The organism is Brevibacillus sp. NRS-1366, from assembly GCF_050467985.1.
In genome coordinates this window covers 68,941-91,290 of record NZ_JBITPN010000002.1, presented here as the reverse complement: position 1 = coordinate 91,290, position 22,350 = coordinate 68,941, and the positions used below count along the sequence as shown (strand labels likewise).

19 protein-coding genes and 4 pseudogenes are annotated in these 22,350 nt (G+C 46.6%); 7 read left to right on the top strand and 16 right to left on the bottom strand.

The annotated features are described in order from the left end of the window. Positions 1-257 precede the first annotated feature (257 nt). The 4 genes and pseudogenes from ACIFQN_RS01125 to ACIFQN_RS01110 all read left to right on the top strand — a co-directional run. Entirely contained in the window at positions 258-3,377 is a 3,120-nt protein-coding gene (locus tag ACIFQN_RS01125) for an N-acetyltransferase family protein (protein ID WP_429831175.1), read from the top strand. Continuing rightward, complete coding sequence (locus ACIFQN_RS01120) at positions 3,364-4,221, top strand: amidohydrolase family protein (protein ID WP_429831174.1); 858 nt, start codon at positions 3,364-3,366, stop codon at positions 4,219-4,221. The genes ACIFQN_RS01125 and ACIFQN_RS01120 overlap by 14 nt, the downstream gene beginning before the upstream one ends. A 108-nt stretch (positions 4,222-4,329) precedes the next feature. Then, positions 4,330-4,548 (top strand): annotated as a pseudogene (locus ACIFQN_RS01115) (aminopeptidase); the annotation flags it as partial. Positions 4,549-4,550: 2 nt separating this feature from the next. Continuing rightward, a pseudogene (locus ACIFQN_RS01110) lies at positions 4,551-4,676 on the top strand (aminopeptidase); the annotation flags it as partial. Positions 4,677-4,770: 94 nt separating this feature from the next. On the opposite strand, the gene ACIFQN_RS01105 reads toward ACIFQN_RS01110, so the two are convergent. The 13 genes and pseudogenes from ACIFQN_RS01105 to ACIFQN_RS01045 all read right to left on the bottom strand — a co-directional run bounded on the left by ACIFQN_RS01105 (position 4,771) and on the right by ACIFQN_RS01045 (position 16,765). After that, positions 4,771-4,974, bottom strand: a complete 204-nt coding sequence (locus tag ACIFQN_RS01105) for a cation transporter (protein ID WP_429831173.1) — start codon at positions 4,972-4,974, stop codon at positions 4,771-4,773. 30 nt (positions 4,975-5,004) lie between these two features. Continuing rightward, positions 5,005-5,625: a nitrite reductase gene (locus ACIFQN_RS01100; RefSeq protein WP_429831172.1), complete on the bottom strand. Its 621-nt coding sequence runs from the start codon at positions 5,623-5,625 to the stop codon at positions 5,005-5,007. 27 nt (positions 5,626-5,652) lie between these two features. Further along, positions 5,653-6,543 (bottom strand): hypothetical protein, encoded by an 891-nt coding sequence (locus tag ACIFQN_RS01095; protein WP_429831171.1) that lies wholly within the window; start codon positions 6,541-6,543, stop codon positions 5,653-5,655. A gap of 15 nt (positions 6,544-6,558) precedes the next feature. After that, positions 6,559-8,997: a heavy metal translocating P-type ATPase gene (locus ACIFQN_RS01090; RefSeq protein ID WP_429831170.1), complete on the bottom strand. Its 2,439-nt coding sequence runs from the start codon at positions 8,995-8,997 to the stop codon at positions 6,559-6,561. Positions 8,998-9,030: 33 nt separating this feature from the next. Continuing rightward, entirely contained in the window at positions 9,031-9,234 is a 204-nt protein-coding gene (locus ACIFQN_RS01085) for a cation transporter (RefSeq protein WP_429831169.1), read from the bottom strand. Between the two features lie 10 nt (positions 9,235-9,244). After that, a complete protein-coding gene (locus ACIFQN_RS01080; RefSeq protein WP_429831168.1) occupies positions 9,245-9,553 on the bottom strand; it encodes a metal-sensitive transcriptional regulator in 309 nt (102 codons plus the stop codon). 134 nt (positions 9,554-9,687) lie between these two features. Further along, complete coding sequence (locus tag ACIFQN_RS01075) at positions 9,688-10,017, bottom strand: metal-sensitive transcriptional regulator (RefSeq protein ID WP_429831402.1); 330 nt, start codon at positions 10,015-10,017, stop codon at positions 9,688-9,690. Positions 10,018-10,150: 133 nt separating this feature from the next. Next, positions 10,151-11,596, bottom strand: a complete 1,446-nt coding sequence (locus tag ACIFQN_RS01070) for an MFS transporter (RefSeq protein WP_429831167.1) — start codon at positions 11,594-11,596, stop codon at positions 10,151-10,153. A gap of 585 nt (positions 11,597-12,181) precedes the next feature. After that, positions 12,182-13,109, bottom strand: a pseudogene (locus ACIFQN_RS01065) (NAD(P)-dependent alcohol dehydrogenase). 46 nt (positions 13,110-13,155) lie between these two features. Beyond that, positions 13,156-14,697, bottom strand: coding sequence for an AMP-binding protein (locus ACIFQN_RS01060; RefSeq protein ID WP_429831166.1), 1,542 nt, complete (start codon positions 14,695-14,697; stop codon positions 13,156-13,158). Continuing rightward, complete coding sequence (locus ACIFQN_RS01055) at positions 14,694-15,464, bottom strand: SDR family NAD(P)-dependent oxidoreductase (protein ID WP_429831165.1); 771 nt, start codon at positions 15,462-15,464, stop codon at positions 14,694-14,696. Before ACIFQN_RS01055 ends, ACIFQN_RS01060 begins: the two co-directional genes overlap by 4 nt. A 74-nt stretch (positions 15,465-15,538) precedes the next feature. Then, positions 15,539-16,303 carry a DUF4253 domain-containing protein gene (locus ACIFQN_RS01050; protein WP_429831164.1) on the bottom strand — a complete coding sequence of 255 codons (765 nt, stop codon included), beginning with the start codon at positions 16,301-16,303 and terminating at the stop codon, positions 15,539-15,541. A 108-nt stretch (positions 16,304-16,411) separates the two neighbouring features. Then, complete coding sequence (locus ACIFQN_RS01045) at positions 16,412-16,765, bottom strand: winged helix-turn-helix transcriptional regulator (protein WP_429831163.1); 354 nt, start codon at positions 16,763-16,765, stop codon at positions 16,412-16,414. A 110-nt stretch (positions 16,766-16,875) separates the two neighbouring features. Here ACIFQN_RS01045 and ACIFQN_RS01040 point away from each other — a divergent pair, with 110 nt between their 5' ends. After that, positions 16,876-18,087, top strand: coding sequence for an MFS transporter (locus ACIFQN_RS01040; protein ID WP_429831162.1), 1,212 nt, complete (start codon positions 16,876-16,878; stop codon positions 18,085-18,087). Between the two features lie 71 nt (positions 18,088-18,158). On the opposite strand, the gene tyrS is transcribed toward ACIFQN_RS01040, so the two are convergent. Next, positions 18,159-19,418, bottom strand: coding sequence for a tyrosine--tRNA ligase (gene tyrS, locus ACIFQN_RS01035; RefSeq protein ID WP_429831161.1), 1,260 nt, complete (start codon positions 19,416-19,418; stop codon positions 18,159-18,161). Positions 19,419-20,080: 662 nt separating this feature from the next. On the opposite strand from tyrS, the pseudogene ACIFQN_RS01030 reads away from it, so the two are divergent. Further along, positions 20,081-20,512, top strand: a pseudogene (locus tag ACIFQN_RS01030) (exosporium protein C). A 297-nt stretch (positions 20,513-20,809) separates the two neighbouring features. Beyond that, positions 20,810-21,136, top strand: a complete 327-nt coding sequence (locus tag ACIFQN_RS01025) for a hypothetical protein (RefSeq protein ID WP_429831160.1) — start codon at positions 20,810-20,812, stop codon at positions 21,134-21,136. A 46-nt stretch (positions 21,137-21,182) separates the two neighbouring features. Here the strand turns inward: ACIFQN_RS01025 and ACIFQN_RS01020 are convergent, their stop codons facing one another. Continuing rightward, on the bottom strand, positions 21,183-21,827 hold the full coding sequence (locus ACIFQN_RS01020) for a formylglycine-generating enzyme family protein (protein ID WP_429831401.1): 645 nt from the start codon (positions 21,825-21,827) through the stop codon (positions 21,183-21,185). Positions 21,828-21,886: 59 nt separating this feature from the next. Further along, positions 21,887-22,255, bottom strand: coding sequence for a DUF4180 domain-containing protein (locus ACIFQN_RS01015; protein WP_429831159.1), 369 nt, complete (start codon positions 22,253-22,255; stop codon positions 21,887-21,889). Positions 22,256-22,350: the final 95 nt, after the last annotated feature.

The following is a 22,350-nucleotide window of genomic DNA, read 5'->3' as shown; positions in this document are numbered from 1 at the left end:
AAGCGGCTCACGTTCACCGCTTGGTTTTTTCCCGCGAAATCATGTTGATCCGTGAAATTGCATTTTGATAGACTCATTTTAACCGATTATTCCAGATGCTTCCACAATACATTATCCCTAAGCTCTGTCGCCAGAGCCAAACGGTACCGCAAGCAGAAAGAAGAAAGAAGGTGACAAAACAAGAAACCGTTCCTCTCTCTCAATCGTATTTCTAGTAATATACAAAAATTTACACCGAAATTGAGGTGCAAGCAAACATGCAATCAATCTCAATCGTTGCCTACCGCCCCGAGTTGGCCGCAGCAGTCGCTGATATGTGGAATGCCAGCCGGGATAGCTGGGGAGGAGGAAACTCAATTACGACAGCGGAACAAATCAGACAGGAAGAAGCCAGCTCTGATGCCCTCGCTGTTTACCTGGCGCTCGATGGTGAAAACGTGGTTGGCTATTGCAGCCTGGCAGAATACCGGGAGGATACCGGTGCCCTCTATATCCCGCTGCTCAATGTGCGTCCTGACTATCACGGAAAAAAAGTGGGCCGCATGCTGCTTGCGAGCGCACTGGAACACACTGTTCAGCTCGGCTGGCCCAGGCTCGATCTGTATACGTGGGCAGGGAACACGAAGGCCGTTCCGCTGTATAAAAAATTCGGTTTTTTCTGGGAAGACCGGGACGATTCCACGCATCTGATGAACATGATTCCTACTGTATTGCGCACAGAGGCCATCGCCCATTATTTTGAGGAGCTTGACTGGTACCAGGACTCTACACGGGAGATTGTGGTGGAGCCAGACGGACGCAAGGAGAACGGCTTTGATTATTTCACCTACTCCTGGGCAAAAGAAGAAAAGAACTTGCGCGTGGAGTTTGAGCGACTCGGTCGAGGCATGCGCCTAATCGAGACAGAGGATTATTTGCTGTCTGCCGAGGTGGAAAAGCTAGAGCTGGTCTTTGGCCGCCAGTACCAGATTCACTACCGGATCGTCAACAAATCAGGCAAGCCGCTTCAGCTTTCCTTGCAAGGGGAGTCAAACGAAACGATCCGCTTTGATTATCAGCAGGAGGTTGATGTTGCGGGGGACACGACGCTGTCAGCGAGCTTTTTTGTGGATGAGATCACGGAAGAGCAAAGCGTCTGGCGCACGCATCCACGTGTCTGCACACACATCCTGATTAACGGCAAGAAAGCTCTGTTTCAGGTGGGGATTCTCCCCAAGTTTCCTGCTTCCCTATCCCTGCATGTACCTGGTCTCTCCTTTCCGGGGCAGACAGTGCTTTTTTATCTGGATGTGGAGAATAACTTCGCAGAAGAAGCAGAATTTTCATTCGAGCTGCCCTCGTCTTCCTTTTTGAGCATTCAGGAGCAGTCCCGTACACTCCGGCTGCTTGGCAAAGAACGAACCTCGCTTCCCCTTACTGCCGACCTGTATGAACACGGTTTTTATGAGGTCAATGTGCAGGTGGCGGCGAGGCTTGCAGATGGGACCGTTCTATCTTTTATCAAAAAGATTGGTGCTGCCTTTACAGGACTGGGGGCAATGCTGTCGGGGGAAACGGAACAAACCTGGCAGGTTCACCATGGCCGTCACTCGCTTTATTTGAACAAGGATGATAATGAGATGACCGTTGTCAGTGGTTCTGGTGGAGAGCCAACCTATCTCACCTATCCCAAGATCGGCAAACCGTATTCCAGCGAGTTTTCCAAAAGACGTGCGGAGCAAGTAGAGTATATCGTAGAAAAAGGAGCGATTGGTATCCGCGTCACCTATCACTCCGGTGCATATCCTCAGCTAAAGCTGATCGGAAAGACTCTCCTGTTCGGGGATGGCATGGTAGAACACCTGCTGGAGTTGGAAAATCTCTCTGCTGACAAGACAGCTGCTGAGCTCTGGCTAAGCCAAGGCTTCGCTCATGATTTACAGCGCCCCATTCTCCCGTATCAAGGTCGTTATGTCGAAACACCAGCCTCCTATGGCAGCGATATGGATTATTGGGACGGTGAACTGATCAGTGAAAACTGGCTATACTCTAGAGATGAAACGACTACCTGGGGAATGTGCTGGCCGCAGGAGTACCGCCTTGATTTTCAAGGCTGGTATACGATGTTGGAAACCAGTCTTGGTGTTCTGGAGCCGCATGGCAAAAGAACATACGGACCCATCCACCTCACGCATGGCGGTTTCACCGATTGGAAGGAGTTTCGTGCATTTGCCCAAAAAGAAGCTTTGCCAGCGGACTTGTCCCTGACAGCTCATATGGAGCTTGTTGCCAATGAACAGAACCCGTTTGTCGGCAGCCAGGAACTGGGCGTGCAGGTAAAAGAGTACAAACATCTGTATCTGGAAGGGGAATTGACTGCGTCCCTAGCGAGCGAGCCTGCTTCCGGGCAAGCACAGCATTATACAGAGGATCAGGAAGAAACGACATCCGTCTTCTCCTTTGCTACTCCGCAAAAATCCTATGAACTCCTGCAGGTAGAAGGACGGTTTGCCACGCATGAAACTCTTTTGCGCAGTGCCGTTTTCCCGACTGGACAAGGCGAGGTGACACTAGAGTCCTCTGTGGAAGAAGGACAGCACGTCTTTATCGCGGATAACGGTCTATTGCGGATCAAAGCAGCTCCCGACTTTTACCCGACACTCTACTCGCTCACAAGCAATGGCCAGGAATGGCTGGCTAGCTCCTTCCCCGAGCGACAGCCCAAATCATGGTGGAATCCGTGGACGGGCGGAATTGGCAACCATGTGGAAGAACTGAGCGCATTTTCACTGGTTAAGGAAGACCGAAGTGCCGCATTTGTCGAACTGCAAGACAACAAGCAAAATGTCTGGCAGGGAATTAAGCTGAGCTACCATGTGAAAAAGCAGGAAAAATATCGCGGCCTGACGTGTCATCAGTACTACTTGCTTCTGCCGGGTGTACCTGTTCTGTGCCATACCGTAGAGATCGTGCAAAATACCGGAACGTATTTTGCTGGCAAGAGCTTCACGACTGACATCTTTTTGCAAACAGAGGATGCAGATGAAGCCGTTTGGCTGAAAACTGCTGGGACCTTTGGGGAGGAACTAACCTACAAGCTGGCACAAGGTGAGCTGTTCGTTATCGAAGACTCCGACTATGTAGTTGGTCGGGCATCTCGTAAAGATCAGATGCAGATCGTGACAGACCTCGATACGGCAGAACTGCATGCCTACTCCAATAAGGAAGTGGCCGTCGCCTCGGTCGTACGCGAACTGAATCTGCCAAACAATAGCACGACATTTACCCCACCTGTCTTTTTCCTGTTTGCTGACAAGATGATTCCATCCGATTCCTTGTCTGCCTTACGGGCGATACGTTTTCATAGCCAAGGGGGACTTCCGGATGAAAATCATTGATGCTCATATGCATTTATCCCACATTGAAGAGTTCAAGCGGACAGCGGCGGAAAAGTCGTTCGTCGATTACTCGGTCACGGGAATCCTGCAGGAATACGCGGAAAATGGAGTCGTGCTCGGGATCGGCATGGGACTTACAGAGACGCAGCAGGGCGGCTTCCCCGATACGGAGGCTGTCACTCCAATGGGACTCGATCTGACAGATACACTACCGCCGCAGCTCGTCTACTGCCTGGGAATCAATCCCTTCAAGCTGGACGCAGATGCGATGGCACGACTCGAAGCCGACCTGCAAAAGCCAAATGTAGTCGGATTAAAAATCTATCTCGGCTACTATCCCTTCTTTGCCTACGATAGTGTCTATGATCCGGTATATGAGCTGGCTGCCAAATATCAAGTGCCTGTTGTCTTTCACACCGGGGATACGTACTCGGAGCGAGGGCTGTTAAAGTACTCCCACCCTCTCACGTTGGACGAGGTCGCTGTGAAGCATCGCGGCGTTACCTTCATGATGGCCCACTTTGGTGATCCGTGGGTGCTGGATGGAGCAGAAGTCGTTTATAAAAACCGTAACATGTTTGCAGATCTCTCCGGCTTGATGGTAGGTGACTCGGCCAATTGTCAGCGGCTTGCGGACTCCCCGCTCTTTTTCGCCCATCTGCGTCAAGCAATCACGTATTGTGATCACTATGACAAGTTTTTGTTTGGAACAGACTGGCCGCTTGCTCCGGTGAAGGCATATATCGAGTTCGTTTCGGGGCTGATTCCAGAGGAGTATCACGAGGATGTGTTTTACAACACAGCATTGAAAGTGTTTCCAAAGATCAAGCCATTGGTTGAATAGACCTGCCGTCTGCTAGATTGCCGCTATTCAAATCCCATGTCTCTTCACGTGTAAGGTGTGAAGGTCATGGGATTTTTCAAAGCTTTACCTGAGTTGGCATATGTTATAATGATTTTTCCCATTCTTCGTTTACTTGATCGTTACGCCCATTTGGTCGTTAAAGTCGGCATCAATATTCAGCTTGGACAAACTTTGATTGTCTTTGCTTCTCTCTCGTCAGCAGATTTTGTTCGAAGGATTGCAAGAAAAGCTTATGAATCCGGAGCTAAAAACGTTTATGTTGATTGGAGCGATGATGATCTAACCCGAATAAAATATGATCTGGCACGCAGGGTATAAACCGCAGCCTTACACATGTGGATTTCATGATCGGTACGTCGGAAATGAATATTGACGGGGAAACAGCAGATGGAAAAAGAGAGACCTTGATCCGAGACGGAAATTGGGCGTTTTAATATAACAAAACAAAGCGAGAGTGGTCATTCCTCTCCTGTTTACTAACTTTACTCAATAAAAAAGATGTAGCTTTGCGCTACACCTTCCCTAAGACTATTCCACAACTTTATAACCTTTGGCTCTGATTGCTTCATGTATGTTAGATAGTTCCACTTCAGATTCATTATATTGAACCTGAACGGTGCCTTGCTCAAAGTTTACGTGACCTTCAACGCCGATCACACGGATCGCACTCTCAATGGATCCGATACAAGAACGGCAAGACATGCCCTCCACTTTAATGGTTGCCGGTTGCATCTATCTTCACCCCCTCTCTATTTTAGTTCATTATCCGGCAATCTGTTTCAATTGTTCCAATGAGATACGATCGACGAATTTACTGAATTTTTCTTTCCCTTTTGCATTTTCCTTATAAAAATCGATGATCTTCTTAATTGCCGGCACCAGTTGTACTTCCGATAATCCGGATACAAGCTGTTTGGCTAGGGCTGCTTTCAGACCTTTGGGTTCTCCCCCTACGTAAATGTCAAAGGAGTCCCGCATTTTAACGATACCAATATCTTTTAACAGGGGCTCGCTGGTGCCGAGCGCACAGCCCGCATACCCAATTTTGATTGGTGTAGGTGTTTCAATTCCAGCAATGGCCTGATTGACCATTCGCGCGGTTTCCAGACCGGCCTCTTCGGTACCTTTGCAAAAATTGCAAGCGATCAAGCTTTTGGTGACAAAACCCGCCGGATACACCTCAAGTCCAAAGCGTTGAAGCTCTTCCTTGATCGCATCATGCTGCTCAAGGGGAACCTCCACATACAGCTGTTTGAAAGTCGTCATTTCAATTTTGGTATCCTGCCCTGCCACGGTACCGATCTTGGCGAGCTGCTCCGCTGTAAATAAACTTCCTCCGATTTGAATCGCAGGGCTGACGGCTATTTTTATTTTTTCTCCCATGATCCATCTCCTCTCTCCCGTTGCCGATTATTTCACTTCAACTACAAAAGGAACGGTAATGACTTCGCCTCTATGCTGAAATTGTCCCCAAATCTTATAGGTGCCGCTTTTCGGAAAAGATGTTGCGAACTGTGCTTTTGGCCCGGTTGCTTTTTCATCAAGCGGATGTACATGGAGGTACTGTCCCGCATCTTCTGAAAGAATGACCACATGGCCCACCGCACCCAAATAAGGCTCCAGGTTGTTAATTCCTTGCTTCGTCTTCGCATCGCGGATGTCGAACGTCAACGTGACATCTTCTTTTGCTTTCGTGCTGGTCAAGGCGAGCTCGATTTCTTTATCGTTGACTTCTTTGACTAGCTTGGAATCAGGTGTGACGGCAGCATGTTCCCCTTCTTTCCCTTCCACATCCATCCATTCGCTCAAAGTCGTGGTGGACCCGCCGACAGGTTTGAAATCCGCAAACATCTTGTATTTGCCACCGGCAGGAAAAGCATTGTTTATGGTAAATTTACCGTCTCCCTTGAAATCGGGATGGATATGGGCAAAGTATGACAGATCGTGATTAACGATGATCAGATGAAGCAATTTCTCATGATTGACCTCGAAATCGTTTACCGGCGAGCCATCCTTATTGGTGATTTGAACGGTTATTTCCGTTTCTTCGTTTGCTTTTGCGCTGCCCGAGGCGAAAGCAAACGAAGCTTTCAGGTTATCTGACACCGGTATTTGTTCAGCGCCATGTCCGCCGTGATTGTCTGCTTGATTTTCCGCTTGATTGCCTGCTTGATCGTGACTTGCTCCATGACCAGAAGTGTGGTTATTCTCGTTGGCAGGCGCATTTTCGTTGGCATTGCCGCATCCGGCCAATAAACTGAAGGTGAGTAAAGTCGAAAGAATCATCATCTTCTTATTCATAACCGTTCTCTCCATTCATTTTTGTGGTACCTTGACTCGCTGCAGCCGCAGTGCATTGAGAACGACGGATACTGAACTTAACGCCATGGCCGCCCCTGCTACCCACGGTGCTAATAAACCAATGGCCGCAATCGGAATCCCGAGCGTGTTGTATCCGAGTGCCCAGAACAAATTTTGTTTGATGTTACTCATGGTTTTCCGACTCATAAAGATCGCATCCGGAATGCTGGAAAGGTCACCACGCATGAGAGTTACATCCGCTGCTTCCATGGCGACGTCCGTGCCTGTGCCGATTGCCATTCCAATGTCCGCTGTTGCGAGAGCAGGCGCATCATTTATGCCATCCCCGACCATCGCTACTTTTTTGCCCCCGGCTTGCAGTTTCTTAACTTCCTCTGCTTTGCCCTCTGGAAGGACTTCCGCAAGCACATGCTCGATGCCGACTTGGGCTGCGATGGCCTTTGCCGTCCGTTCGTTGTCTCCGGTGATCATGATGACCTGGATGCCCATTTGTTTCAGACGACTGACAGCATCCTTGGAGGTTTCTTTAATCGTATCTGCTACCGCTACTATACCGGCGTACTGTTTATTGATAGCGACAAGCATGGCCGTTTTACCGGCTTCTTCAAGGAGAGACATCGTGGCATACGAATCCTTGGCGTCCACTTCAAATTTTTCCATCAACCGGCGTGTGCCGATAAGGAGCTCTTTCCCTTCCACCACGGCCTTGATTCCAAAGCCCGGAATCGCTTCAAACCCTTCCGTTCCTGGCAGTGAGATGCCTTTTTCCCGAATGCCCGCCACAATCGCTTCTGCAAGTGGATGCTCCGAATTTTTCTCGGCTGCCCCAACGAGTCTGAGAAAGTCCGTTTCGTCACCGTCGACGAGAACATCTGTCAACTCGGGTTTCCCTTTTGTGACTGTGCCAGTTTTGTCTAAAATAATCGCGTCAATTTTATGGGTTTGCTCCAGATGCTCGCCGCCTTTGAAAAGGATGCCGAGCTCGGCTGCGCGTCCGGATCCTGCCATAATAGAGGTTGGTGTTGCCAATCCCAATGCGCAAGGGCAAGCAATAACCAGGATCGCAATCGCTATTTCCAAAGCCCCAGCAAAATCGCCTGGAGTCACGAAGAAGTACCAAACCAAGAACGAGACAATCGCGATTCCGACAACGATGGGAACAAAGATTCCAGAAATCACGTCTGCAACCCTTTGAATTGGTGCTTTCGAGCCCTGCGCTTCTTCCACGACTTTAATGATTTGGGCAAGCGCCGTCTCTTTGCCAACCTTGGTTGCTTTTATTTGTAACATCCCGTTTTTGTTGATAGTTGCGCCGATTACTGCGTCACCGGGTTTCTTTTCTACAGGAATGCTTTCTCCGGTGAGCATGGATTCGTCCACGGACGAAATGCCTTCCATGACTTCCCCATCGACAGGCACTTTATCTCCAGGACGGACCAGAACGAGATCCCCGGCAATCACTTCATCAACCGGAATGGACAGCTCTTGACCGTTGCGCACTACCAAAGCAGTCTTGGCTTGCAGTCCCATCAAGGACTTGATGGCTTCCGACGAACGTCCTTTGGCGAGCGACTCGAACAATTTGCCCATGATCACGAGTGTGATAAGAACGGCACTCGTCTCGTAGTAGAGGGACGGACCGTGGTGCGCTCCTCCACCGCTTGTGAACCAAATGATTGTCAGATATAAGCTGTAAAAGTACGCCGCTGATGTACCGAGCGAGACTAATACATCCATGTTGGCACTGCCATTACGCAGGGCTTTGTATGCACCCACATAAAATTGTCTGCCTACGTAAAATTGAACTGGGGTGGCCAGAATCAGTTGCAACCATGGATTCATGAGAATTTCCGGCATGTAGATCCAGGAAGTAAACGAAAAGTGGCTAACCATGGCCCACAAGAGTGGGAACGAGAGAATCGCCGAAAGGAGCAATTTCCGTTTTTGATTCTGCACTTCTTTCGAACGGTGATCGTGCGCAGGTTCATTCTCTGTTTTCAAAATAGCTTTATATCCGAGCTGCTGCACCTTTTTCTGCATATCGCTTACGGAAACCTCGCTCGGGGAATACTCGACGTGCGCCGTTTCCATGGCAAAGTTGACCGTTGCATTCGTAACGCCAGGGAGCTTATTCAGGCCTTTTTCAATTCGGTTCGCACATGCGGCGCATGTCATCCCTTCCAGTTGGAAATCGACGACTTCTTTCGCCATGCCGTATCCCAGTTTCTTGATGCTTTCTTCGATGCGTTTTACATCGACTTTGGTCGAATCAAAGACAACACTTGCTTTTTCCATGGCGAAGTTTACATTTGCCGTCGAGATGCCTTCCAGTTTATTCAAACCCTTTTCGATTCGGAGCGCACATGCAGCGCACGTCATGCCTGTGATTTGCAAGTTGACTTGTTTGTTTGCGGTCGAAGCCGTTGCTTCCATAACCAATTACTCCTTTCCTTGTTTCATAATTGTTCATAAGACTTCGTAACCTTGCTCCTCAATCGCTTCTTTTACGGTCTCAAGAGAAATTTGGTTTTCATCATACGTTACATCCACCGTATTGCTCGCGAGATCGACTTTTCCGTTCGCCCCGATTTCTTTAAGCGCCCCTTCGATGGAAATGACGCAGTGTTGGCAGCTCATGCCTTCTACTTGCAATATAAGATTTTTCATCATGCTCTCTCCTTTATTTCATCAAAATTTTTAATGTTTGGATCGTTTCTTCGAGAATCGCTTCATCCTTCTGTTGAATACGGCTTACCACGTGCGTTTTTAAATGATTCTCCAAAAGCAGTTTACCTACTGCGTTAAGTGCGGAGTGGATGGCAGCCAATTGATTCAAGACGTGATCACAATATTCATTTCGTTCCACCTGTCCCTGTACACCGCGAATTTGGCCTTCAATCCGATTTAGTCTGGTTTTGATAGCTGATTTCTCTTTTGAATTCAGGTGGCTCTTTGGTTGATGTAAATCAGTTGACTCATTGGGTTTCATTTCCATCGACCCCTTGGTTATAATATACTCCCCTATGGTATATGGTGTCAACAATAATTTTACGATACCCATGTACCCTATATTTTAAACCAAGAAAATAGCAGCACGACAGCTGCCTTCTCTTTATCTTCCCGTTACTTCATCAGTTTATTCATGGTTGTTATGAGTTCTGTCAACACTTCCGTATCGCCTTCCTGGATCCGCTCGATCACACAGCTTTTCATGTGATGTTCGAGTAGGAGCTTTCCCACCCCATTCAGCGCAGATTGGATCGAAGAGATTTGATTCAGAACATCATCGCAGTATGCATCTTTTTCAATCATCCCTTTAATACCGCGAACCTGACCTTCAATCCGGTTTAAGCGGCTGATCAAACCATTTTTAATCTTATCGGAATGATGGCTCTTGCGCCCAGTTTCTCCAGGAGAACAACAAGTCGACTCTCCAAAAGTTGTTTGAACCATTTGTTCTGCTTCCGTACTCATTCCCATCATCTCCTTTTTACATTAATTATAGTATACTCCCTCCCCCTATTCCAAGCAATGAGATAAAAAGAGGCTCCAGCCAAACCGCTTTTGGCCGGCTGGAGAGGAATCTTTACATTGCCGAAGGTCCCTTAGACTCTCCCTGCTTAGGTGATTGGATAAAAAAGAGCGCCAAGACCGCACCCACGAGAGCAACGATGCCTGACCAAAAGAAGGCTTGGTGAAACCCTGCGTTGAGTGCGACAACCTGTTCCGTACCTGTTTGTGATCCCGTGGTTGCAGCAGCAATCGCTACCATAGCAGCGAGTCCGATGGCAGAACCGATCTGGTAACTCGTATTCGCAATGCCAGAAGCAAGTCCGGCCTCCTCCGGTTTTGCTCCAGACATCGCAGACATGGTTGCCGGGATATAGGCAAGTGACATACCTAAAGCCCCTAGTAAGGAAGCAGGAAGGACGTTTACCAGGAAGTTACCGTCAATGGGAGTGTTTTCAGCAAACAGGAGCAAAGATCCACCTAAGGCAATCAAACCAATGACTAAGTTCGCCTTTATTCCAAACCTCCCGATGAGTTTCCCTGTGATGAAAACCATGAAGACCATAATGAGGATTGTCATGGGAAGCATCCCAAGACCGCCTGCAAAAGCATTGAATTTCAAAATTTGCTGCAAGTACAGATTCAGAAAAAACCAAAGCGGAATCCATGCGCCGGAGAGCATGATCAAAGCAATGTTGCCTGCTGCCAGATTTGGTGCGGAGAATATTCGCAGTGGGACCAATGGTTCTCTTTTGAACGTCTGAACAATAAGGAATAGAACGAACAGTATAACGGCGGAAATGAGGGTCCATATCGTAGTGGTTGAACTCCACCCGTTATGTTCTGCTGCCACAATCCCATAAACGGCTAGGACAAGGGCCGCAGTGACGGAAAGAGCGCCCAAAATATCGACACTTCCTTTTCTGACCATCCCTTTTGAAAGGATAGCTGGTGAAAGGAAAAGGACAAAGAGTCCAACCGGAATATTAATCAGAAATGTCCACTGCCAGCTAAGCCACTCGGTAATGACACCCCCGAGAAATACCCCGGCAGTTCCTCCTGCCGCCGCTGAAGCTCCCCAAAAGCCGAATGCTTTCCCCAGTTCTTTCGCATTGCCACCAAATAACATCATGACAATCGTTAAGGCTGCCGGCGCAATGAATGCAGAACCAATACCTTGCAACGCCCGGCCGATGTTAAGCGACTCTTCGTTCCAGGCAACACCAGCAAGTAATGAGGCGAGAGTAAGGATCGAAAATCCCCACATGAACATGCGTCTTTGACCAAAAAGGTCGGACAATCTACCACCCAATAAGAGTAAGCCGCCAAAGAAAATGACATAAGCGTTGAAAACCCACTGTAAATTCGCTTGCGTGTATCCAAGTGCTTCTTTTATCGCCGGCAGTGCAACCCCGATAATCGATGTGTCCATGATCACCATAAAATTGGCCAAGCATAATAATGCAAGTGCTTTCCAACGTCTCGGATCCGGCAGAAAAACGGCCTGTGCTTGATTTCCCATGAACGTACCCTCCTTTACTTTCGAATCACTCGGTTGATCCCGGAAAAGTGATTGACGCTCGTGACGGCCGTCTTATATCGACGCCAATACAATCCCATAATTTACCGGAGTTCGACGCTTTTATAGTATAGCCCCCTACCCTATATTGTCAATAGGAGTATTGTAACTTCTTCTCAACTTGAATAACCCAACTAAAAACCGTGTGTAAAACCGGCAACTCTTTTGATTAACATAACCTTGTAAAATCTTCGTTTTTTGGTTGGTGACATTGACCAGGTGTCCGATCCCTCGCATACTTTTCTGATGCTGCAAAATTGTTTGTTAGGAAGTTTGTTAGGAAGATGATGAATAATGTCACCTACATTGGGACAATAGTGGCCATGATGGCCGGAGCCGTCTGGATCTCATTACTTATTTCACCAATCTGGTGCTTCCTTCTTGCTCATTAGCGTCTTCATTACCGGGTATTCTTTTTCCTATGTGAAAAAAGGGAAAGCCGCTCCAAAGTAAAGCACTTGCCCCTACAAGTCAATAAAAAAAGAAGACTGAGAAACAGCCTTCCTTACAACCTCGGGATGGAACCTGCTAGGCTTTGTCATCATGTACCACGGTGATGACTACATTTCCCTTTTTGTGCCCTTGTTCTACATATTTGTGCGCTTCAGGGATTTGCTCCAGCGGGTAGCGTCTATCTATAACCGCTTTTAATTTCCCCATTTCCATAAGCTCTTTGAGGAAAAGCAAATCTTCCGTGCGAACCTTTGCGATGCCCTGACCATCCACTGTCAAGTAAGTCCCGTTCGTCGTCAGTGCTTTCCTGCAATTGGATTTCGAGCTTTTCCCAACGGCATCAAAGACGATATCATAACGCTCTCCTGTCCTCGCAAAATCCTCTTTCGTGTAATCGATGAGCTTATCGGCTCCCAGAGATTTCACCATTTCGAAATTCGCGGTGCTGCATACCCCGGTAACCTCTGCCCCAAAATACTTGGCAAGCTGCATGGCAGAAGTCCCTACCGCTCCTGAAGCTCCATAGATAAGGACTCTTTGTCCGGGCTGGATATTTCCTTTTCTCAGAAAATGCAAGGCGGTCGTTCCTCCAAACGGAACGGCTGCCGCTTCCTCATAGGTTGCATTCGCAGGTTTTAAGGTCATGGTACCGTCTTCAGGCAGACAGATGTACTCGGCATGAGCACCAAAATGCATCCCGTTTAATGCATAGATCTGGTCGCCTTTCTTAAACCGCTTTACATTTTTGCCTATGGCTTCTATTTCCCCGGCTAGCTCCACACCCAAAATCGGTTTTCTTGGTTTGCTGAGGCCTAAAAATATTCGCATGGGGATCCAGTACAAGAAAAGGGCTTTGGAAGCTCCTCACTCTACAATCCCCAGATGTTACAGTTGTCGCATGAATTTTAACCAGCACTTCATTATCCCGAGGGACAGGTTTATCTACCTCAGTAAGCTCCAAAACATCCGGTGATCCATATCTCGTGCATACAATCGCTCGCATTGGTTTTCCCCCTGCAATTCAATTTGCAATGAGTATAGCCTGTCGTTTATGTAAGCTGCTTCTTATCGAGCTTCCCCAAATGCGTGTAGGCAATCTGGTCAACGAAGACGATCTCTTTGGGCAAGTGATACCTTGCAACTTTAGGGCGCAACCATTCTAGTAGTGCCTCTTTTGTAAGATCCACATTTTGAACGGGCTGAACGACCGCTTTCAACCGTTGCCCATACGTTTCATCACGAATCCCTATTACCGCTACGTCTTGTACCGCGGGGTGATGGATCAGTATTTGTTCTAGCTCGATCGGATAAACATTTACACCGCCAGAAACGACCATATCATCCGTTCTTCCGCATAAAAAATAATACCCTCTTTCATCCCGGTAACCTAAATCGCCAGTCGAGATCCACGTTCCATTTCTATTTCGCATGGACCATCTATTTTTTATGCAAAATTCACCTATGGCGCCCGCTCTACATTTTTTCTTAGTGGGATCCACCACGTGTATTCTGGCGTTTTTTATTTTTTGGCCAATCGTATTCGCCGAATATTTTAAATCCAGCGGTGTGGCAATGATATTCAGGCCAGCTTCCGAAGTACCGTACAGATTGTATAAGACATTACCTAATTTGCTGAACACCTCGGCTACAAGTTTCGGACCCAGCTCTGCTCCACCTGATGCGATGCAACGAAGCGATTTCAAAGACTCGACATTATGTTTCATCATTTTACTGACCATCAGAGGGACGACGGTTACAACTTCAACCTTATGTTTTTGTATGAGGTCACATGCCTTTTCAGCGTCAAATCCGGATGTAACGACTATTTTCTTTCCCAATGCGATAAACAACAGTAATATGGCTATCCCGTATCCATGATAGATGGGAGTGGCGATATAAGCCGTATGATGACGCATGAGTTGAAGTCGGGTAAGCAGTACTGAAAACGGAGGCAAATAATTGAACAGGGATGGCTTGTGTGCGGCATTTTTCGCCTTTCCCGTAGTACCGCCTGTCAGCAGTATGATCTGGCTTGAAGACGTTCTGCGTCGCTTATGTTTCTCATGAACGAATGTATCCAGCAGATTATTGATGGCGGGCAAATGATCGTGGTAACTCAATACCTTGTCTCTAGTATACTTCGATTGTTCAATAAATGAAGTCAGCTCCTCATCAAAGACAAGAAAATCGAAATCATACATGTCCAGGAGTTGATTGAACTGTTCGTTGCTCATTCCGGTGTTGAGCAAATAAATTGTTGATCCTGTAAATGAAGCAGCAAAAATAGATTTCACCAAAGAAGCATGGTTTTGGCATAAGAAACCAACCTTCTGGCCGCTGGTAAGCCCGTATCTTTGCTTCAAAATGATAGAGAGGTGCTCCGATTGGGACAATAACTGTTGAAAGCTGATTGTCTCCTGCTCATCCACCAAAGCCACCTTGGAACCGTACGCTCGCTCAGCTACCCTCACAAGCATCATTAAATTGATTCCATACTGAAATATGGCAGCGACCAGCCTATACAACCCCACTGGCGAAAGCATTCTCATTTTGTAGAGCACCACGAATAGATGAACGATCGGCAATGTCATTTCCCCCCTCTCTGCAGCCTTCCCGGGATTGTCCACTCCCAAAGTCCTCTGCCAAAAAGGGAGGCCAATTGTCCAAAGATCAACCACCACGGCTTCATGTTTTTACGTTTTGTATACATCGATTTAGCAATCATTTGAGCTGCGTGCTCCGAGCTCATAGCGGGCATGTTTTGATAAGCAGCAGTGGGCAGGATCATTGGTGTTTTCACAAGTGGAAGGTAAATAGACGTCGTGGAGATCCCCATTGCATTCAATTCGGGTGCTGCAGACCGAAACCATGTATCAAAAGCTGACTTAGAGGCCTGATACGCAGCCCAAAAAGGAATAGGGATTAACGAAGTGTTTATGGTAGAAACGTTGATCACCTGACCTTGATTTTGTTTAAGCATGGGAATGACAGACAAGAGCAATCTGACAGGGGCAAAATAATTAATCGCCATCGTTCGGGTAAAATCGTGATACCGATCCAAAGAGTCCGCAATCGAACGTCTGATGGATAGACCTGCGTTGTTCACCACAATATCCACTCCGTCAGGCTGTTGATGCAAAAACGAGAGGAACGCTTCCATCTCATCCGAATCTCTCAGATCTGCCCGATAGAAGCTCACCTTGGCAGCCTTCTTTTCGATTTCCCGTTTCATATTTTGCAGCTTTTCCTCTCTTCTGGCCACGAGGATCATCTGAACCTGGAAATCGGCCAGGAGATAAGCGACCTGCTCCCCAATCCCGGAGCTTGCCCCCGTTATCACAATGGTCTTGCCCTGCACGGAGTCTGCCAGCTCTTCTTATCTAATTTAGCAGGTAAAAACAACACTTTTTCCAAAAGGTTATAGGTATGCATTTAATCCCACCAAAAATACCACACGTCATTCTTCATTAAATAATCGACGTAATGTCCTATCGTTGGCTGATCTTCTAAGACATACTGACAAAAAATAAAGTGCTCTTTCGCCAGTGTTAATGCCTCCTCATACGTCTGCGGTCGTCTTCCTGTCTGTAAAATCCACGTATCGTCAGACACTGCGAGAAGCGTGACTCCATAACTCTCTTGAAAATGTCTAAAGATCACCGACTGATATACGGGCAAAGGACATTCATTGAAGCCTCCCATTGGTACCCACAACGGTGCTTCGTATCCCGCTTCCAACGGCAGTGTCAGGACAATAAGCTCCTCATCTTCACCCATTTTTCTCTCTACCCATCCTGTATGAAACGCAAAAGGCATTGTCTTGGTTTCACAATGCTGTTCGTTCATAAGCTCGTTGCCTTCCCATAATAAAGCGTACGCCCGATAAATATCTTCAAAGTCTTTTCCTTCCAAGCTTTTCTGCTCGGGTGAAAGATCCGTATACACAAGCTGAGACTCTGCAATTTTTCGAAATGCATCCTCCACAGATAAGCGCTGGACCTCCTCCAGCTGTGTATGAACATAGGCAGAGAGTGAGTCTTCTTCGTCCTGTACTTCCTCCATCATTTCTACCAGATTGTAACCAGGTACGACCAAAATGTTGTGCTTCCCTTCCGTTGTGGCAGGTAGCAATAAATTTTTTACTGCAACAACTTCAATGTCACATTCCTTTAAATAATTGGCTAGCTCTTCTACCATATTTACACCTCTTTTTAAATCGCCCCTTTTCGGAATATTCCCATTTGGGCGAACGCACACCGAAAAAGGACGTTTCATTTTGAGCCGCAATACATCTACTTACATTTATTAACAAATGAACTCAGAGCGGTTTATATGTTTTTGGTGTTCTTCTCCCCAGTGATTCATTAAATCCATTAACGGGATTAAACTTTCCCCATAAGCGGTCAAAGAATATTCCACTTTCGGCGGGATTTCAGGATATACCACTCTTTTTACTAACCCATGAGACTCCAAGTCTCTTAGTTGATAGGTTAGTACTTTTTGCGTTAGACCTGGAATTAGACGGGTAAAATCACAAAATCGTTTGGTTCCATTTCGTAAATGACAAAGAAGCAGCAACTTCCATTTTCCTTCGATGATTCCAAGAGTCACATTCGCAGCATAATCAGATTCTGCTGGTCTCAATTTTTCTCCCCCCATGATACTTACTTTGAAGAAACTAACGCGAATGATTGTGCGTACTTCTCACCATTCTCCCTATCAAGCATAATCGACTGTGCAATCAAAATCAAAAGACAGGAGCAAGAAACATGAATCCCGATTCTACTTTGACTCAAAAAGAAATCAAATCACGCTTCCCAATCGCGATCTATATTTTGATGATCAGTGCCTTTGCTATTGGTACAACAGAATTTGTCATTATGGGACTCCTACCTGAAGTCGCAACAGATCTCGACATTTCCATTAGTAAAGCAGGATTATTGGTTTCTGTTTACGCTCTAGGCGTAGCAATTGGTGGGCCTCTTCTAACTGTAATGACAATTCGTTTACCGAGAAAAATATTGCTTATGTTATTGATGGGATTATTTGTAATCGCCAACATCCTTAGTGCTACTGCCTCTACCTACAAGCTCTTACTCATCGCTCGCATTCTATCAGCCTTTACACATGGCACCCTGTTTGGAGTCGGATCTGTAGTTGCCGCAAAATTAGTCAGCCCAGATAAACAAGCAAGCGCGATTTCCATGATGTTCATCGGAGTAACTTTGGCCAATATACTTGGTGTTCCATTCGGAACCTATATAGGACAAGCATATGGATGGCGTTCCACATTCTGGGTCGTCTCGTTCCTGGGCGTTTTTTCATTACTAGCATTAGCTATATTTGTTCCAAAATTACCCAAACAGGACATCCCTAGTTTCCGTAAAGAAATAAGTGTTCTTCGCCAACCTCAAGTATTACTAACACTGTTAACGACCGTTTTCGGTTTTGGTGGCGTGTTTGTCGTTTTCACCTATATTTCACCCATGCTAACCAATATTACAGGCTTCCACCACGATACGGTGACGAGCTTGCTTCTATTACTTGGTGCAGGCTTAACCATTGGCAACATCGTGGGAGGCAAACTATCCGATTGGAAGCTTATGCCTTCCTTAATCGGAATGCTCATCCTCCTGATTGCTATTTTAGGACTCTTCTCTCTCACGATTCATCATAAATTCGCGACGATCGTAACCATTTTCATTTGGGGGATTGCTGCGTTTGGCACCGTTCCCGGGTTCCAGATGCGCGTATTGGAGCAAGCAAAATCTGCTCCAAATCTAGCATCTGCTCTCAATATCGGAGCTTTTAACCTTGGAGGTGCCATCGGTGCTTGGTTAGGCGGCATTGTGCTAGAAAGTCCTTTAGATCTTCAGTCCCTCCCATGGGTGGCTGCTTTAGTTACATTGGTTGGATTGATCCTCACTATTTTGAGTAAGGTTTTCGAAAGCAATAATGTACTTAAAAAGAAAGCAGTTTGATCCAGAATTAATGAAAAAACGAAAAAGCCTCCCTCATAAATTCAAGGGGGGACTTCTCGTTGTTCTGTCTTCTAGGACATTTTCACCAGACTGTAATTTTTCTTGCCTTTGCGGATGATGATAAAACGGCCACCGATGGCGAGGTCCGCTGTCACTTCGAGCCCAAGGTCGCTGACGCGCTCACCATTCATCGAAATCGCGCCTTTTGTAATATCCTCGCGTGCCTGGCGCTTGGATGGCTCGATGCCTAGATCAACCAGCCAGTCGACGATGTTTTTGGATTCCTTCGTTGCTTCATACGTCGGCATCTCTTTGAAGCCTTGCTCGATCTCATCGGCAGTCAGCGATTTAATATCTCCGCTGAACAAAGCGGCGGTAATCCGTTTGGCCTGCTCCAGCAGTTCTTCGCCATGCACGAATCTCGTCATTTCCTCTGCCAGCATTTTTTGGGCTTCGCGTTTGTGCGGTTCCGTCTGCACCTTTTCAGCCAGCTCATCAATTTGTTCTTTGGACAGGAACGTAAAGTATTTCAAGTATTTCACAACATCGCGGTCATCGGTGTTTGCCCAGAACTGATAAAATTCGAACGGCGTTGTTTTGTTCGGATCCAGCCAGATCGCTCCCCCAGCTGTTTTTCCAAATTTCGTACCGTCAGCTTTTAACATGAGGGGGATCGTGAGACCGAATGCTTTTGCCTCTGGCCCTTCTTTTTTCCGAATCAGATCGAGACCGCTTGTAATGTTCCCCCATTGGTCCGAGCCGCCGATTTGCAATTGTACATCTTCATGCTGGTACAGATGCATGTAGTCGAGCGACTGGAGGATTTGGTAAGAGAATTCTGTAAAGGAAATACCCGTTTCAAGCCTGCTCGACACAATATCCTTTGCCAGCATGGTATTGATGCTGAAGTTTTTCCCATAATCGCGCAAAAATTCGATAACATTGATTTTATGTGTCCAGTCATAATTGTTGACCATGCGAATTTGGTTATCGCCTTCTGTTACGAACAGCTTTTTCATTTGTGCGGTCAGTGCGTCCACGTTCGCTTGGACTTGTTCCAGCGTTTGCAGGGAACGTTCTGTTTGACGACCGCTCGGATCCCCGATCGTACCCGTTGCTCCGCCAATCAGAATGACCGGACGATGCCCAGCAAGCTGAAAGCGTTTCAGTACCATGAATGGGATCAAGTGACCAATATGCATACTGTCACCCGTCGGATCTACACCACAGTATAGCGAGATTGCTTTTTGTTCCGTTAATTCCCGAAGGCCATCAGCATCTGTTTGTTGATTGATGGCGTCGCGCCACTGCAGTTCGTCGATAATATTCACAGCCATACCACTCCCTTTGGTTCTTAGGTATCCTATACCAAATCATCTTTGCGCGTTGAAAAATAAAAAAATCGCCCCTTGTCTATTGTAGACATAGGGACGATTGAATAACCGTGTTACCACCCAGATTGCACCAATGGCCATTGCGCTTTTTGCACGCCATTCATGCCGCTCTCGGCGAGTTATCGTTCGCCATTCCGCTCAGCATTACCCGAGATACTCCAGAGTTGTAATTCGCTAGCTTCGTGTGTACCGGGTTCCATCACCACCGGCTTTCTAGAACAGGGACCAAGCTGCTACTGGGCTCTTTCAACGTATGTCGCATATAAGATTACAGACAGTATAGTGAATTACTGGATCAGTGTCAACTGCCTTCGCGTGTAAAGGCTGAGGAGCCTTCATTTTTTAGTAAATGCAGTGCCGACTTTTTTTCTTTATCCCTTTTGACATAGGCAATCGTCCTTCCAGCTTCGGCTTCGGTGCAACTACTGTTGTCAGCTACTTGGTAGCAAGATCGCATTGGCTGAATTCCTTTTTATCAGTCACCAGCATAGCCTTGCCGTCCGCAAACGGAAAAATTCTAGATGGTTGAATCCTCGTCCAATCACTCTCCCTTTGTCCAACATATCTTAAGATTATCAAACAAGAGGAGTTGTTTTTTATTGGCAAGGGTACTCGATAAAGCTGCCGTTCAGCCGCGACGTAAATTCAATTTAGCTAGGGCATTTACTATCAGACGTTCTCCAGGAAGGTCTCGCCTAGCAACCATTCGAATCAGAATACCTGCTATGAATGCTCGACCGAATCGGGTTGAATTAGTAGCAACTGTTGGGGTCCGAGGAATTACTGGTATCGCTCAAATTCTCTTTCGAATCTTCCGCGACGGAAAAGAGATTTTCAATACAGTACAAGGTATTGAATCAGCTGGTTCTGAACGAAATTATTCCGTCACGTTTCAGGCAATCGATAGAAATGTTAGATCTGGAAACCACACCTACACATTAACCGCTGAAAATTGAACCGCAAATACCAGAGCTAATGTTGTTGGTCCTGTTTCTTTTAGCGGTCTAGCCGTTAAAACGAGAAAGAAGTGAGCTTCTCACTCACCTAAGCAAGATTTATTACTGTTTCCTCATGGTCTAAGGTATGAAAATACTCCACACCTTTGCAGAAGGCAGCCGCTCCATTGTTATCGGCAGCCTTCTGTTTATGGTAAAATCCCGAGAGTACATATGCTTTACGCGAGTCGGTTTTACCCTGATTCATAAAGTTTAGTATCGGAGTTACTTTGAAATTCGGGTTTAGAACATATACATGCTATAATAATGGACAGGAAAATTCTAACAAGATACTGTTTGTGGTTGAATTTGGAATCAAGGAGAAGCCAAACTATGTCGCACAGAGTCTATTTATATAACATCAGCGCGCCTTCCGAAGCGCAGGACCGTGATAAGATGATGATGGAATGGGGCCCTGAAAAACGGCTTAGCAGATTCGAATTCGATCTTTTGACACGGAAAGCACACGTTAATGGTTTCGCCTATGCTTTTAAAGGACCTGACGTTTATGTGGTGGACACGTGCGGGCTATCTAGGGCAGATAAAATCCTGGTGCTGGACGATGCCGAAGATCCCTATTACAACTATTATTTTGATGCCAACGTGCGCAGGGAAACTACGGCATCGACGCTCCTATCGTTATACGCAACCTTTCGTTGATTGGAGTCGGATTTCTTCTCCTTTAGGTGGGGTTTTCTGCGCCACTTTACAGGGATCTGGCAAGACGAAAGCCGAGATCATCAATTCGAAAGGTAGGGTGACTGCGGCGACGGCATGTCACCCCACAGCCCCTTGCCTCTTCCGCCCAGCTTCCACCGCGAAAAACTCTATAGGAACCGTACACTTCCACATCGTACAGATCCCAACACCACTCCCAAACATTCCCTAACATATCGTAGAGCCCCCACACATTCGGCAGTTTTTTACCTACCTCATGTACCATACCCTCAGAGTTTTCATGATACCAAGCGATCACATCAAGCTCGCCATATCGATAGCCAGTGGTTCCCGCTTTGCACGCATACTGCCATTCCGCTTCTGTAGGAAGACGATAGCCATTCGCTCCCCAGTTACAGTCGACACTCTCACCATCTTCACTTACCAAGTAGCATTCCTGCAGACCTGAGTGCTGAGATAGCAAATTACAAAAAAGAATAGCATCATTCCATGAGACTTCCACAACCGGAGTCTGTGGATTGTCATTAGGTCCAACTGTCTTTTGCAATATCGAAAAATATAGCTCTTTCGTAACGGGAACCGGTGCAAGCAAAAAAGAATTCACATCTACCGTCCATGTTGTCTTTTTTCGATCGTCCCTTAATTCAACTTCACCTGCGGGAATTTTCACCATTGGATACTCAGCATGACTGCGCCGTACGTTTGACACCTATCTTCCTCCCATTCAATCTACTACTTCAACATGCTTAATTTTTCAATCGCTTGTTGTTCGGTCGGCAAGAAGAAGATGGCGTTTCCGTTGTTCGATTCATAGATGAAGTCTTTTAAGCTTTTGCTTGAATACACGGAAAAATCACCAACGATGGCAACCTTTACGCGATAATTGATGAACTTCTGAAGGATTTCGCCTGCAAGGCGTGTTTTCAAATCGAAAAAGCTTTCGTTGAGCAGGGATTTGTTTATGATGATACGATCGCAGCCTGTTTCATATTGTACGGTTGCCATAAGATCCAATGCTGTCTGAACATCCACAATTAGTATCTCGTTGCTGCTCACGACGGCAATATTTGCCCCGCCTGCTTCTACCTTTGCTATCTTCATAATCGCCCTCCTATTTAAACGTATAGTCCACTATTATTGAATCTTCTGACATAATCCTCACAATTCCTATGCCATGGAGATCAGCCATAACGCGC